Origin of the sequence: Aquibacillus rhizosphaerae, assembly GCF_030282825.1 — a bacterium.
Taxonomy (GTDB): domain Bacteria; phylum Bacillota; class Bacilli; order Bacillales; family Amphibacillaceae; genus Aquibacillus_C; species Aquibacillus_C rhizosphaerae.
Window position 1 is genome coordinate 153,158 of the sequence record NZ_JASTZU010000058.1, and the last position, 14,615, is coordinate 167,772.

General features: G+C 34.6%; 14 protein-coding genes. 3 read left to right on the plus strand and 11 right to left on the minus strand.

What is annotated here, in order from left to right; all coding sequences use genetic code 11:
* Window positions 1-131: 131 nt before the first annotated feature.
* On the plus strand, window positions 132-794 hold the full coding sequence (locus QQS35_RS17790) for an SIMPL domain-containing protein (protein ID WP_285933575.1): 663 nt from the start codon (window positions 132-134) through the stop codon (window positions 792-794).
* A 498-nt stretch (window positions 795-1,292) separates the two neighbouring features.
* Here QQS35_RS17790 and QQS35_RS17795 read toward each other — a convergent pair whose 3' ends face one another.
* Together QQS35_RS17795 and QQS35_RS17800 are read right to left on the minus strand one after the other, a co-directional pair.
* Window positions 1,293-1,592 carry a phasin family protein gene (locus tag QQS35_RS17795; protein WP_285933576.1) on the minus strand — a complete coding sequence of 100 codons (300 nt, stop codon included), beginning with the start codon at window positions 1,590-1,592 and terminating at the stop codon, window positions 1,293-1,295.
* On the minus strand, window positions 1,592-3,238 hold the full coding sequence (locus QQS35_RS17800) for an ABC1 kinase family protein (RefSeq protein ID WP_285933577.1): 1,647 nt from the start codon (window positions 3,236-3,238) through the stop codon (window positions 1,592-1,594). The genes QQS35_RS17795 and QQS35_RS17800 overlap by 1 nt, the downstream gene beginning before the upstream one ends.
* Window positions 3,239-3,704: 466 nt before the next feature.
* On the opposite strand from QQS35_RS17800, the gene QQS35_RS17805 reads away from it, so the two are divergent.
* On the plus strand, window positions 3,705-5,141 hold the full coding sequence (locus tag QQS35_RS17805; protein WP_285933578.1) for an FAD/NAD(P)-binding protein: 1,437 nt from the start codon (window positions 3,705-3,707) through the stop codon (window positions 5,139-5,141).
* A gap of 966 nt (window positions 5,142-6,107) precedes the next feature.
* Here the strand turns inward: QQS35_RS17805 and QQS35_RS17810 are convergent.
* Together QQS35_RS17810 and QQS35_RS17815 are read right to left on the minus strand one after the other, a co-directional pair.
* Window positions 6,108-6,296, minus strand: coding sequence for a hypothetical protein (locus QQS35_RS17810; RefSeq protein ID WP_285933579.1), 189 nt, complete (start codon window positions 6,294-6,296; stop codon window positions 6,108-6,110).
* Window positions 6,297-6,382: 86 nt separating this feature from the next.
* Window positions 6,383-7,339 carry a TRM11 family SAM-dependent methyltransferase gene (locus QQS35_RS17815; protein WP_285933581.1) on the minus strand — a complete coding sequence of 319 codons (957 nt, stop codon included), beginning with the start codon at window positions 7,337-7,339 and terminating at the stop codon, window positions 6,383-6,385.
* Window positions 7,340-7,833: 494 nt separating this feature from the next.
* Between QQS35_RS17815 and QQS35_RS17820 the strand changes: the two genes are divergently transcribed.
* Window positions 7,834-8,244 carry a hypothetical protein gene (locus QQS35_RS17820; protein ID WP_285933582.1) on the plus strand — a complete coding sequence of 137 codons (411 nt, stop codon included), beginning with the start codon at window positions 7,834-7,836 and terminating at the stop codon, window positions 8,242-8,244.
* A 71-nt stretch (window positions 8,245-8,315) separates the two neighbouring features.
* Here the strand turns inward: QQS35_RS17820 and QQS35_RS17825 are convergent, their stop codons facing one another.
* The 7 genes from QQS35_RS17825 to QQS35_RS17855 all read right to left on the minus strand — a co-directional run bounded on the left by QQS35_RS17825 (window position 8,316) and on the right by QQS35_RS17855 (window position 14,593).
* Complete coding sequence (locus QQS35_RS17825) at window positions 8,316-8,636, minus strand: hypothetical protein (RefSeq protein ID WP_285933583.1); 321 nt, start codon at window positions 8,634-8,636, stop codon at window positions 8,316-8,318.
* 67 nt (window positions 8,637-8,703) lie between these two features.
* On the minus strand, window positions 8,704-9,144 hold the full coding sequence (locus tag QQS35_RS17830) for a hypothetical protein (RefSeq protein ID WP_285933584.1): 441 nt from the start codon (window positions 9,142-9,144) through the stop codon (window positions 8,704-8,706).
* A gap of 481 nt (window positions 9,145-9,625) precedes the next feature.
* A complete protein-coding gene (locus tag QQS35_RS17835; protein ID WP_285933585.1) occupies window positions 9,626-9,823 on the minus strand; it encodes a DUF378 domain-containing protein in 198 nt (65 codons plus the stop codon).
* A 136-nt stretch (window positions 9,824-9,959) separates the two neighbouring features.
* The gene (locus QQS35_RS17840; RefSeq protein WP_285933586.1) at window positions 9,960-10,613 is read right to left on the minus strand and encodes a rhamnogalacturonan acetylesterase; all 654 of its coding nucleotides are present in this window, start codon (window positions 10,611-10,613) and stop codon (window positions 9,960-9,962) included.
* A 119-nt stretch (window positions 10,614-10,732) separates the two neighbouring features.
* The gene (locus QQS35_RS17845) at window positions 10,733-11,377 is read right to left on the minus strand and encodes a YesL family protein (protein WP_285933587.1); all 645 of its coding nucleotides are present in this window, start codon (window positions 11,375-11,377) and stop codon (window positions 10,733-10,735) included.
* Window positions 11,378-11,415: 38 nt separating this feature from the next.
* The gene (locus QQS35_RS17850; RefSeq protein WP_285933809.1) at window positions 11,416-12,099 is read right to left on the minus strand and encodes a DUF1961 family protein; all 684 of its coding nucleotides are present in this window, start codon (window positions 12,097-12,099) and stop codon (window positions 11,416-11,418) included.
* A gap of 19 nt (window positions 12,100-12,118) precedes the next feature.
* Entirely contained in the window at window positions 12,119-14,593 is a 2,475-nt protein-coding gene (locus QQS35_RS17855; protein WP_285933588.1) for a glycosyl hydrolase, read from the minus strand.
* Between the last annotated feature and the right edge of the window lie 22 nt (window positions 14,594-14,615).

A 14,615-nucleotide genomic window follows, 5' to 3' on the forward strand; every position in this document is an offset into this window, starting at 1 on the left:
TATCATATATGTAATATTTTCCCACAATGAATAACAGAACAGAATCTTATTTATAAAATAAAAAAGACATAAATTAAGTAAATCAATCATGAAATAAAAGAAACAAACTGATTAAAAAAGGGGAATTAAAAATGAACTATGGTCCAGTTCACAAACCATATACTATCCAAAAAAGGAAGATGACCTTATCTGGTAAGGCTTTATTGTCAGTTGAACCAAATATAGCAGAAATTCATATAGGCGTTGTTTCAGAAAACAAAGAACTTACAAGTGCCCAACAAGAAAGTGCACAAATAATCAATCAAGTAATCGACTCTCTTTTAAAAATAGGCACATCACAAGAACATATTCAAACGATTGATTATACGATTTTCCCACGCTACGATTACGCTGAAAACAATCAAATATTTAAAGGCTATCAAGTTACCCATTTTCTCTCTGTTATCACCGAAAACTTTAGTCAAATAGGTACAATTTTGGATACCGCTGTTCGCAATGGTGCAAATAGAGTAATGAATATTAAGTTTTCTGTTAAAAATAAAGACCATTATTATCGTCAAGCATTAAAAATGGCTATGGAAGACACGCTAGCCAAAGCACAAACAATTTCTAATTTCTTGAATGTCTATCTTGATCCAATTCCCGCTTCCATTTCCGAACAAATAAATGAAACTCCAACATTCTCTTATCAGACAGTTAGCAATTCCGAAGTAGGAGGAATATCCACTACAATTGAGCCCGGTCGTTTGGATATAGAAGCTAAACTAGAAACGGAGTTTTTCTATTTTGCATGATGTAACAACAAAAAGGAAAGGATATGGCTCGTTAATCAAGCTATATCCCTTCCAAGTTAATTGTCCATAATTGATTGAATCCACCTCGTCGCAGCAAATAGAAACGTAATTAACAAATCTATGATAATCATTAATGTTTTTTAGCAAGTCCTTTTTCTGTTAGTAGCAATGTTCCACTACTCGACAACAAAAATAAGGACGATATAATAACTGTTTGTAAGTCAAAAACTTGCTCTAGACTAGGAGAAGCCTGATTTCGCAACTATTCAACAACAATAAGGCAAGGATAAAGCATGAGCATTCTTCATATAAACACAATCCTTCTTCGTTATTAATCATTCAATTATCTCTATAAATCTTTCTATTTCTTTCCTTAACCCTAACCCTATATTTTCAAACATTCCCACAAAAATTTATTCCACTTAAAAAGACACCAACCTTCTATTAGGCTAGCGTCTAAGGTATAGGTCTATTATCTAATTATTACAAATTACTCTTTTATTCTTCCGTTATTTTTTCCTCCAACTTTTGAATTCTAAATTCCAATTCTCTCAATTCTGCTTTTGATACCAATCCTAAATCATCGATTACTTTATTCCACTCTTTTTCCTGCTTTTGACTCCACTCAGACGCCTTAATTTCTCCTTGTGCAGCAAATTCGCTGAACATGTCTTTAGCCTGTTGTTTCGTTAATTGGTCGTTCTCAACTAAGTAGTTAAGCTTGTCCTTCAACTTTTTTTTACCGCTAATTGCAGCACCTAGTCCCATTAAAAAACCCTTTTGCAATAAGTCACTCATTACCAAAACCTCCTGTTGAATTTTAACGAGCGAATCATCTTTACATGTTTAAGAATTAATACTAAAAATAAAATAAGGAAAAACAAACTACTAACCGAACCAATGTTGAATAAGAGATCTAAGTCAAGTAACAATCCAACTGTAAAAACGGTGAATCCCATAATAGTCAGGATAAAACTTATTGATGCATAGAATATAAAAAAGTGATGCATGAACTTGTACCTTTGTTTATTTTTTTCCCATTCCCTATCTTTCTCCCCATCATTTAACCAGCCCACCAGTTCCTGTGGCAGAGAAAGTAGTGGTTGTGCAGATTCTTTTAGTATCTCTGTGTAGATTGAACCCTTTCCACCTTCTCCTGAAGCCCATTTTTTCACGATAGGTCGTCCCCATTCATCAACATCTATTTCCGGATAAATGGTGGTCAACACACCAAAGATTATTGAAACTGCCCGACCAAGAAAAGCATAATTAGCTGGGAGTTGAATTGGCTGTTCTTTTACAAATAACTGAATATCTTCCATGATTTGATTCATCATTTCAATATGCATGCGACTTGTATCTTCTTTGTAAATCCGAAAAGTCTTCCTCAGCACCGTTGCAATTTTTTCTGTGTCCGCATGCTTGAGAATAAACTCCATTTCTATTAATGACTTAATTACACGATCATAATCATCTAAAATAAATCCCTGAACAATATTCCTTAAATGGTTGCTATCTTCTTTTTTAATCTCTCCGACCATCCCAAAATCAATGATTGAAAGCGAACCGTCCTTACCTAAAATAATATTTCCAACATGAGGATCAGCGTGAAACAAGCCCGGATTTATAAATTGATCAATGTATAAATCAAATAATGTTTTTGCTACATTCTTTCTATCTATTTGATAGTTGCGCATAAAAGCAAAGTCATCCACTTTTGTTCCATCAATCCATTCCATCACCAACACTCTAGAAGATGATAAATCTTCATAATAGATAGGCACATGTACATTATCAAATGCTGCAAATCTCTTTTTGAAATACTTTGCCCGCTTGTGTTCTTCTACAAAATCAAGTTCCTTGCCCATGACAAATACGATTTCTTGATAAAGCGCTCTGAGGTTAGCCCTTTTTCCATAGACTGTGAAATTAGAAATCAACCAAAACACGAGACGAAGAGCTCGAAAGTCCATTTTAAAAACTTCTTCAACTCGATATCGCTGTACCTTAACCGCAACCTTTTTACCATTTGGTAAAATTGCCCTGTACACCTCACCAATGGAAGCAGAGGCTATCGGGTTTTCATCTAGTTCACTTACATGATCCCCTAGACTTCCTCCCCATTCTTCTTCAAGAATACGCTTTGAATAATGAAAAGGAATAGGCTTTACACTATCTGTCAATCCCTGCAACTGTTTTATAAATACTTCTGGCAACAAATCCCCGCGGACACTTAAAAATTGACCGAACTTTATTAATAATCCACCTAATTCAACTGCTTTCATTCGATATTGTTTCGCTTGCTTTTCTAAAAGATTCTCCCATTTCTTTTTTGTTTTCCAATCCCAAACTCTATGAAAAAAATGAAAGAAATAAATTTGCAAGAGGAATTTAACCGTCATCATTACAATTGCAGACATTCGATAAATACCATTGTATTTCATGGTTTCACCACCCAATCCCTTACACCCAGAAAATCTAATAATTTGTATATAACTTACAGAAGATTGATGATAAACCCAATTACAACAATTGCTCCTATAATCATTAAAATAGTACGTATCATTGATTACACCTTCTTTCTTATTTCTCACTGTTAATAAGCAATACCCACTCATTTACATCCCTTAAACATAAACTAGAAAAATAGTAACGAGACCTTACTAGTGATAGTGAACAACAATTAAATGAAAATTTAGACAGTTTATACATACGATAATTTTAAATAAAGTGATATGATACAGTAACAGTAACATTGCATGTTATATAACTTTACAAGCGCTATTATTTTAAGATTTCCAATAACCAACATGAGCATATTTTAATCATTTTTTAAGCCTTATAAAATTATTAAACTAGTAAACATTTAAAACTTCCATCATAAAGAGAACTTTGAAAGGAATGAAAGTCATGAGTTTACAAACGTTAAATGAACAAGTAAAAACAGATCTTTCTTATCTCGATTTTGGAGGTGTGGATTGGGTCCGTCCAACTACACATACCGAGGGGCATGTCTATGATGCAGTTATTGTTGGCGGCGGCCAAAGTGGATTAGCTACAGCATTTGGACTTTTACGCGAACGAGTTTCAAACATTCTCGTCATTGATGAAAATCCAGAAGGCTTTGAAGGACCGTGGGAAACGTATGCCCGTATGGTAACGTTACGGACACCAAAACAATTAACCTCCATTGACCTTGGAATCCCTTCACTTACCTTCCGCTCTTGGTGGGAAACACAATTTGGCCAAGAGAGTTGGAAAGCGATCGATAAAATCCCTCGAGGTGATTGGATGAATTACCTACGTTGGTATCGCGAAGTTCTTGATTTGCCTATCATTAATGAAGTGAAATTGAAGCTTATTGACCCTATCAATAAAGGCATTCACCGATTACATATTGACGGACCTGGGGCTCCATCAGATACAATACTAGCGCGTAAAGTAATACTAGCAACTGGGATTCAAGGTGGTGGCGAATGGCATGTACCTCCAATGATTTCTAAAAAGTTACCAAAAAGCCTTTATGCCCACACTTCTAATCCTATTAATTTTGATGCACTTAAAGGCAAAAAAATTGCTATCTTGGGCGGGGGAGCATCTGCTTTTGATAATGCTAATTTCGCACTTTCAGGTGGCGTAGCTGAAGCACATGTCTTTGTTCGTCGTAAAGAAATGCCGCGAATCAATCCAATTCGCCAAATGGAAGGTTCCGGCATCATTGATCGCTTTCACACACTGTCGGATTCCGATAAATATGCAGCAATCGCTCATTTCTTCAAACACAATCAGCCACCGACTAATGACACATTTGAACGAGCATCCTCCTGGCCTGGTTTTCAACTTCATTTAGGTACACCATGGCATGATGTGGAACCTACAGGTCAAGGAGCATTAGTTACTACACCAAAGGGAAAATTCACTTTTGATTTCCTAATCGTCAGTACTGGTCTACTCACTGATCCTGCATTACGACCAGAATTAAAGCTTGTTAATAATGATATTGCACGTTGGGGTGATGTCTATAAAGCACCCGAAGAGATTGCAAATTCTGTACTCGATGCGCATCCTTATCTTAGCCCTGGATTTGCTTTCCTGAGCCGTACTGAAAAAGGTAAGCAAAACCTTCATGGATTATTTGCATTTAATTATTCGGCGTTAATCAGCTGTGGTATTTCAGCTTCTGCCTTATCTGGTATGAGATTTGGTGTGCCAAAACTTGTATCAGCAATCGCTGATCAACTTTTTCTAGATGACCGAGAAGAAATTCTTAAAAACTTCTTTGAATATAATGATATTGAATTTGTTGGTGAATGGCCAAAAAAAGAACAAAATTCTTCAGTAATTTAATGTAAAATAATAAGAGCACTGTTCCTTGTAACAGCGCTCTTATTAGGTTTTTAATCACGAATGTTTAGTCACATAACAGTTAACTACATCCATATCTTTCACAATGAGATTAACGATTATATTTTCAAAAAAATGAAAACGTTAACAAAATAGTCATTTTATTTACTTTATAATCGTGATATACTCTAGATATAAGGAAGGAACATTAAACTTCCTTAGTGATTTAACATCACAGGAGACTCAACCATCCTAGTTAGTTTCGTTAAATAAAATAACGGCGCGCAAGAAAAACTAGGTAGAATATCGGGACTATCTGAAATAATAAAGGAAAGTAGATGTTAAGCTTTCTGAATTGCTCAGAGTCTTCTTGAAGGAATTGAGTCCACCATAGATTTGCACTATTAACTGAAGTCATATGAAAAACATTAATCTTTAAATACCTAATACGAATATACATTCACTTCCGAACTAAGTGTGTCAGTTATCCAGAAACTTCAGTCCAAAGGGAGGACCAAGAAGAAAACTAGATGAAAGACAAATTTGGGTAAAAAAGAATATGAGTGTAATAAATAATCCTTTTTAGGTGTTTTAAATATTGATGCAGATTCATAAAACTCAGTTAGTATAAATTAAGGTGGATAGATCAAGACGATTATTTCGTATTTGAGTATTTTAAAAAGAATCTTATTCAGGAGAATCAGTATCGAATCACGAAACTGACACATATCCTGCAAGGTAACACTTCACCTAGGCAGTCAGAAGCACTGCAATCAATGATAAGTTAAAATTTGGAGTGTTTTAACCATATTATGGATTTACTGTTTACTTATTTAAACAAGTGACCATGAGGATATGGAATGGTTGGGTCCCCTGTGATGTTAAAAAAGAAGTCCGTTTATTTTCAAAATAAACGGACTTCTTTTATTGATTTAATCAGCTTTGAATAGAAAATCCTAAGAATTAACTTTATTTAGGTGTATCCAGTGCCTGATATGCTGACTGATACTTTCCACCATCAGCAACTTCTGAATGATACAAAGCTTTAAGTGCAAAGCTTTGCTCAAGTTCATGCTCTTTCTGTACCTCTTTTAATCGTTTTTGCAATTCACTATTCTCTTCCACTAACTTCTTCATTTGAGATTTGAAATATTTCATTACTCTTACCTCCTCTAGGATTCTGAATTTGCACTAAGTATAACATTTATCATTTAATTTACTGACGTTACTCCATTACTACACGTTTACTCACAAACAATTATCTCTCTCACAAAAGTCCCTTTTTTTGCAATACCACGATCAACAATTGAAAAACCTGTGTTTTGGATAAGTGTATCAATTTGCTCAACTGTCACAATTATTACTTTTTTTGCAAAGTTGCGTGTGCTTTCAAGCATTTCTAGTTGCTCTTCAACGGTGAGTACGGAACAAAGATTGTATGGCATATCAATAATTGCCACATCATAATTTCCAGTGATATCTCGAATATCCCTAACACTTACATCACCAGCAAGCCCAAAATGAGCTATATTTTCTTTTACATTAGGTATAATCAACCGATTGATATCACTTCCAACAATATCGATTCCCATCGACAATCCCTCAACTAGTACTGTTCCAATACCACAACACGGATCAATCGCCTTTATTCCATCAGGGTTCGGAACAGCGATGTTAGCTACTGCTCTAGCTACACGGGTACTTAATGCTGTTGAATATCCATTTGGTTTTTGTTGATGATGCAACCATATAGCTTCGTTATCATTGTGTTTTCCAAATATCCATCGTTCACCAACATGCATAATTGCAAACAATAAATCAGGGTTGATTAAGTCAGGTTCACCAGGAATATATAAGCCAATGTCGCGTTCAATCTCACGACGCTCAGTAAATCTTACTTTTTCTATTTCATGAACATTCGGATTATTAACAAACACCACTTTAAACGTCATATTCAATAATTGAAGACCCTCAACATATCTTTTTATTTCTTCTAAGGTATTACCATCGAATATAACATCGATTCTTTCTCGTATAAAAGGACTTCTGCTCGGATCAATTTTCAAGTCACTTTCTATCATATCAGATTCTGAATCATACCCAAAGAACGCACGCATCTCTAATGCACATAATGACGTTTCGTCTTTCGGATATGAGTAATTGTAAATATAGCTTATAGTCTCTTGATTATGATCAATCATCTATTTATCCCCTGCTAACTATTAAAAGTCGATTTTAGTATTAATTGAGTTAATTTCATAAGTACCTTATTCAATCTAGGTGACGACAGAATTAAAATAATAAATTTCTGACTTACTTTTCAAGATTAACATACATTATAGCTTTCACAATCACTATTCTTGCAAAAGAAGAATTAAATACTCAACAAAACAAATATGAGGTTACGATTCCAAAAATATTAGACTTCTATTGAATCATTTGAATAACAATCATTGTATTGGATAGATTAAGTACTTGCACAGAAAAGAATTATTTACTTGAGAAAGCTAATTTATGAAAGTGTTATTTCGAAACGGTATCATAACACTTAAACTTCATTAAATATTCGATACTACGGACTTTATAGAAAGCACATCAAACTTCAACAAACTAGTAACAGCCTTTCAGAAAGCATGGTTCTTATGGTTAATGATGAAGGAAGTTAAAAGAATCTAACTAAAACTGGGGGATCTTAATGTCGTTTCGTGGAGATGCTCATAAATTTTATTTAAAACTAAATAGAAATCGAAAAAAAGAGAACTCAATTAAACATATAAGAGAATTGAAAGAAGTTCAAGACATTCGAACCTTCTACAACTCCATTGATACTTATACATTGAAATTAATTTATTATCGTATGATTAAGGAAAAAAGTGGATCTGGTATCATACCCTTGTTTGTTACCGCAGTACCTTGGTTCCTCTTTCTCTTCTCAAAACAAATACAAGAGTTTCTTTTTCAAGAAGGAAGTTTACTTTGGATCCTTTTTAGCTTTATTTATATGTTCACACTTGCTATAAGTGTCATTGTTCATTTTCGAGAAAAAGCCTGGGCGGTTTTGCATATCGAAATCCTATTAGATCTTATTGGTGATAGAAATGAATGATATATATTTTCAGCAAAGCTTTAAGTCTAGAACAAAAGACTGTGGCTGATTTTCAAACAAGGTTGCTACAGTCAATTTATTCTTTCTTTTCCGATTGATTCACGTTTTAATTTAAACTTACTATAACTGTAATACACTAAAAGGATTATTGCTATAACGGTAAAGCCAAAAATATATGCACCACCCCAACCATAAGAACTACCTGTTATCCTCCATACTTGATACGGAATAAATAAAATTAGAAAAATGAGCCCAATTCCCCATAAAAGTAAATAAAAATTTTGAAATACTTCGTCTGTCATTGAAACAATTTTTCTTTTTTCAACCGAAGTGACCTTGCTAATTATAAAAAGCAAAAGTATAATGCTAATTATTAATACAATAAAGCGCATGGAACTTCCCCTCTCTCCACAAAACCCCTTTATTCTTCTATAACTTTCTATAACTTTCTATAACTTTCTATATATTTCTTCCTGAAATAATACTGAATTGTTTTTCTTCATTATCTTCAAAAAGTTTAATGTATTCATATTCATTGTTTAACTGAACTTCATACAAGACTTGATTATTTAGTTCGTTATTAACATAAACGTCTGTTAAATCTTGTTCAAAATAAATAATAAGTGTGTCTTCTTCTGATTTCACATCAAAACTTGTAAAATAACTTGCTTCGTTTCCTTGTTCTACTATTTTGCTATTTAAAAATACATATAATCGCTTTCCTGAATCCTGATATAGGTATATGCCATTTTCATCTGTACTCTCACCTAAAAATTCCTTAACTTCTTTATCGGGGGTATCCATATTTATCTTTGAATAGGATATTTTCTTGTGTTCATTTTCCACATTACAACCAACTAGTAATAGCAACAAAGACAATAAGTATAATAGCTTTTTCACGCCTAACCTCCATATTCAATTAAATAATTAAAGGATTCGTACCACTCTCTACCTGTAGACCAATATTGCTCATCATCCTTTTCTCCTGCTATTTCAACGCATACTAACTAGTGCCATAATATATTCTCTAAGACCGTCCAATTTTGATTTTTGAAACTCCTTAATAAAATAATTGAAAGATCTCCTTGTCCGACTAGAAATTTAAATTTTTCTTGATTTACTTTCATATGAAAGTAAGATCTATAAAATCCGACTTTATATGTATATTGTTCCTTCATTCTTTTTTAAAGATGATTGGAAAGCCAGCTCCATGGAACTAGACTTACGAATAGAGTAACTAAACCAAACGCACTTCTTTATATCTACTATTATTTTAACATTAAATTCCATTTGTGGAATAGTTACCTTCACTTTTCAGAAAAATAAAAAAGGAATGCATTGCTGCATCCCTTTTTTACTATAAAACTTTTAAATACTAGCCTTATTTTGACAACTTAGGTAGAAGACGAATGCAATAAATGGCTGCTAGTCCTACTAAAATATATACAATCTTCGCTAGTACACTATCCATGCCACCAAATAATCCACCAACAAGATCCCATTCAAATAAGCCTACGAGCAACCAGTTTAATCCACCAATAATTAGAAGAATTAATGCCACTAAATCTAGTTTTTTCATAAATGAACACTCCTTGTATAGTTTTTGTATAACTTACGCATCGAATTATACATTCGTAAAACTACACATACAAGCAATACGATTTTTAAAATAGTAGTTTGCTAGAAAAACTGCAAGATATAATAATGAATTTTAATTATTTAACTAATTTTGAAACACCTATCTGAAGATTTTTTATTTCTATGGAGACAAGTTTAGCAATTTCGTTTGCTCCTTGTTCTGTGAAATGTGTACAGTCCTCACCATTTATAGAAATCATAAACAAGTTTGATGCTTGTTTATAACCAATTGAAGAATAATAGTCAATACTGCTTTTCATTAAATCGATAAGCAATACACTCTCCTCTTCAGCAACTTCCTTCATTGCATTACAATAATCGCCAAAGTCCCGAAGAAATTCGCCATTAACATAATGAAGCCTTCCAACTGGTGTAATCAGAATTGGAATGGCCCTATTTTTACGTGCTCCCTCTATATACTGTTTCAGGTACTTCTTGTAATCATCATAAGGGTCTGTATATCGTTCTGGTCGAATTTTCGTAGAATCATTATGTCCCATTTGAACGAAAAGATAATCCCCTTCTCCAATTTCGTCGAGGATTTTTTGAAGGTGTCCTTCTGAAATAAATGTCTTTGTACTTCTACCACCAATTGCATGATTACATACCTCAATAGTGTCATCTAGATAATTTGCAATAAATTGGCCCCATCCTGCTTGTGGGGCCTCACTTTTCTGGTAGGTTTGTACAGTTGAATCGGAAGCTAAATAAAATTTAATGGTGTCATTCATTTCTAATCCTCCTTAACAAATTGTTAAACTAACATCTTCAAGCATGAGAAAAACACCCTATCAGGGGGAGACAGGGTGAACACCCTTATTGAAAAAAAGATAATTCACAACCCTTCTACTTATATTTGTTCTGCTTTCAGTTTTTCTTGTGTGTACTCAATCCTTAGAAAGGTTCGATAGGAAATCCACATCAATACAAAGCTTGTTAAACTTGCCCCTAGTAAGAAAATCAGTACTGGAAATATATAAAACAAGTAGCTTATCGTAAAACAGGCTGCTATTGCATAAATAGTACGAATTGGTTGGTAAATTGCTATAAAAATTGCATTTCTAAAATGTATAAAAAATTTATTCTCATAATGAACATACACTGGAAATATAAAAATGAGCATAATCCCATAGATGATTGTCGCCACAAACAGGAAATAACGACTAATAAAAGATAGCCATTCACCCTGAAACTCTAAATAATTAAAGTTAATATATAGCATATAAGCTATAGCTATTATTAATATTCCTAATCCGTTAGCTTTGAAAAACTCTTTTCGAAAGGTATTCCAAAATGTAGTGAATACTGGAACATCACTTTTCCCCATTGACCACTCTCGAAATACGGTAAACATAGCTACCGTACTTGGACCAAAACCGAATAAAACTAATCCCATAGCTGTAAAACCGACCCACAACGCGTTTACATATAATAATAAAAGCACGATTTCCCCGAATCGGTAGAACCCACCAAATACTCCTGTAGTAGTAAACATCTTCTAGTCTCCCCCTTCTTACTAAAATCCGGTTAAAATCATTTTTTCAACAGTGCTTTCCGTACAATTAAATTTCTATAGGCTGCTTTCATTGGTGCCATTTGCCTAAAACCAATCTTGCCACCTCGTAAAATAGGCCCATAAGTAAGACCATCATCTATCCATTCCAGAATTGGCAGTTGATTAATTGTAAATTGAACAATTCCTTCATATTTAATTAGTTTCATATGATATGGAGGCCTTGCATCCTCGACTGGAGGTAGAGGCTCCGCTGCCTGTGAAACCAAATGAAAGCCACAGCTTTTTCGTAAGTTACATGTTCGAAATGCGCGCTCATCGATATGTTTATGTCTAAAATAGGATAAATGTAGGGCATCGATCGAACCGGAATGATATTCTGGATATTTTCCGGTTCGATTAGGTAAGCTTTCATCAAATAGGTCTTTACCGCCCTGACCAGATGCAGCCATGAAAATCATACATAAACCAGGCTCCTCCATTGGATAGAAGTCCCATTCGATGATAATTCGGTCCGGAAATTCTTCCGGACACCCAAATACCCAATGGGCATCGTCTCCAAACAAATCTGGGTCCAATTTATTTTGTAAAATTATCCTATCATCCATACAATCTATTTTTGCGCTTCCTTCTAATCTCCAATGTTCGATATCTTCCATACACCCCATGGGATTTTCATAAAGGGTCTCCACCGCTTCAAACAGTTTGTAATCGATAGTTTCCTCACTCCTCTATATACCGCTCAATTTCAAGTGTTACCGGACCTATTAAACCTGATTTCATCTTAACTTCATCCATTTTGTTGGCTATACTGTTCGTTACATCAATCCGCAATTGATTGATTCCAGTCTGTATAAACGAAGCACCTATTTCGCTTTGGTATGGTGCCCACATGTTTACCGCTACGTGTTTTCCGTTGATAAACACGTTAGCGATTTCATAAACATCACCAAGATCAAGGTGCAACTTTTTTATAGATTTTACTCTTTCTATGTTGAAATTATTTTCATACACAACTGTACCTGTATAATCCTCCAGTCCTCTCCAATTCAACCATGATTGTAAAACAGGGTTTTCCATAGTAGTTGATTGTGCTTTTACATGCCAGTTTTCAGTTAAGTTCAGCTCTTCTTTATGAATCTTGATGGGAAAATTATTATTTATCATCGCTTCTCCGCTTGTGTCCACACAGAAGACAATTGATGACCTCCTATCCATTTTCAAAGGGACAATAAAATTACCTGATTGCTTTTGCAAAGAAATTTCTTTAATTGTTCCACTCCAAGCATCCCAACGTTCTATTTTTCCTTTTTCCTGACATGAAAAGGTTCCTTCATACTGTTCTTCTCCTTCATTGACGAAAAGATAAAACGTATAATCACTTTTGATTACCTTACTAACTCTGATGGAAGTATTTTTTGGAAATAGATTAATCTCTTGGCTAAGATGTTTTGGCAAACCTTCTACCACTTCATCCTCATGATTTATCGTTTTTGCTCCCTTGACCGGTGACGCTGAATTTGAGGCTAAATTTATGATTACTTCTCCTCCACCATCGATAAAAGTCTGTAATTTCTCAATTAAATTAGTATCTAACTGTTTGCAATCCTCGATAACAACAACTGAATATCTTTGATTAACTATCGAAATCTCATCATCTTGCACGCTACAAGCTCTTTTTAGTAGTGATGTTTCTAAATAATTAAATTCAATTTGATTCTCGTATAAAGGTTTAACTATTTTCCATGGCAGATGATCCTCGTCGCATAGTACTGCAACTGAAGCTTGGTTTGTGCTATCTGTCATTAACCAGCTTAAACGTTTCATGTACTGAGCAAAGAATTTATAGTAAGGCCACCAATGGTTGTTCGGACCAACATCTGGTGGTCGCTCGTGGCTTCTGCGAGAGCCATCAATTGAATAATAAAAAGCGTGTGGGCTTAATAAATTCACCCCTCGTACAAGGAGCCAATCCATATACCATTTCATATCTCCCGGACTTAAGGCCCATGCACTTTCCTTTCCACATACTCCAAGAAATTCATTTAAATTTCTACGTCTTCCTCTATGTCTGGCTGCGTCACTCGAGCATTTCCCAGCAGTGGAATGCTCACCTTCTAAAGCTTTACCTTCCTCTGGTGCCACCCAGCGCCAAACGACATCTTGACCAGGAATCTGGAAATGTTCTAGTAATCCAATATCATCACTTTTTGCAGGATGTCCTGTCAGTGCTATGTGGTGATTCGCACACCAAGAACTAATTTGTTTATAGTAGGATTCTGTTAGCTTTTGATTCACTGTCTTTCGGTATTTTTTCCGGATGTGAACAGTTTGCTCTCCTGCCTCTAGCCACAAAGCAGGTAAATCTCTTTCATCATTTCCATTCTGCTTGTAAAAGGTTAGAAAATCACCTGTCCATGGTTTTAAACCTGGGGTGGCACCTCTTCCTAATATATCGGGTTCATCCGTGAACATCGCAACAACTGTATCTCCAAAGTAATCCTTCAGCTTTATATAATAAGTATCGTGTGTTAATTGGATAAACTTCTTAACCGCTTCCGGGTTTAATAAATCTGTTGAAGTCGGTGCATGATCTTCGCCATCATCTTCTCCAAAATGAATGCCACGAATCGTTCCACCTGAAAAGGTTTCAATGAATACTACTATCGACCAATCTTCATTATCGGGAGCAACAAACTCAATATTTTCTCCGTGATACTCTAGTAATTTACTTTTATTTAAATCGATTTCTGATGTAGACTTTTTCTTTACAGCTTGCACGGATACAAGTTTCTCTTCTCGAGGCAGTTTCAAGCTGATTTTTTTTGTATTTTTACAAGCGTATTCAACCATTTTCAATCCACGACTAGCATATTCAGGATTACCTTTAACAACTAATCCATTGGCAGATCCTGATGGATACATCGCCTCATCGTATAAAATAACTGTCATCCCTAACCGCTTAGCTTCTTTGACGGCCAAATGAACAAGTTCCATATAGTCATCTGACAAATAGACTAATTCTTTTGGAATCCCTATTCTTGGGTGCAAGACAAACCCGGTGACACCTTTTTCATAAAAGTCCCCTATTTGTCTAATTATCTCTTGTTTAGTGAGATGATCATTCCAAAACCAGAAAGGAATAGGTGTAAATTCTTCTGAGGGTTCAAGAAACTGTTGATGTAATGAATGAGTCATTTTATTCACAACCTTTGATCGG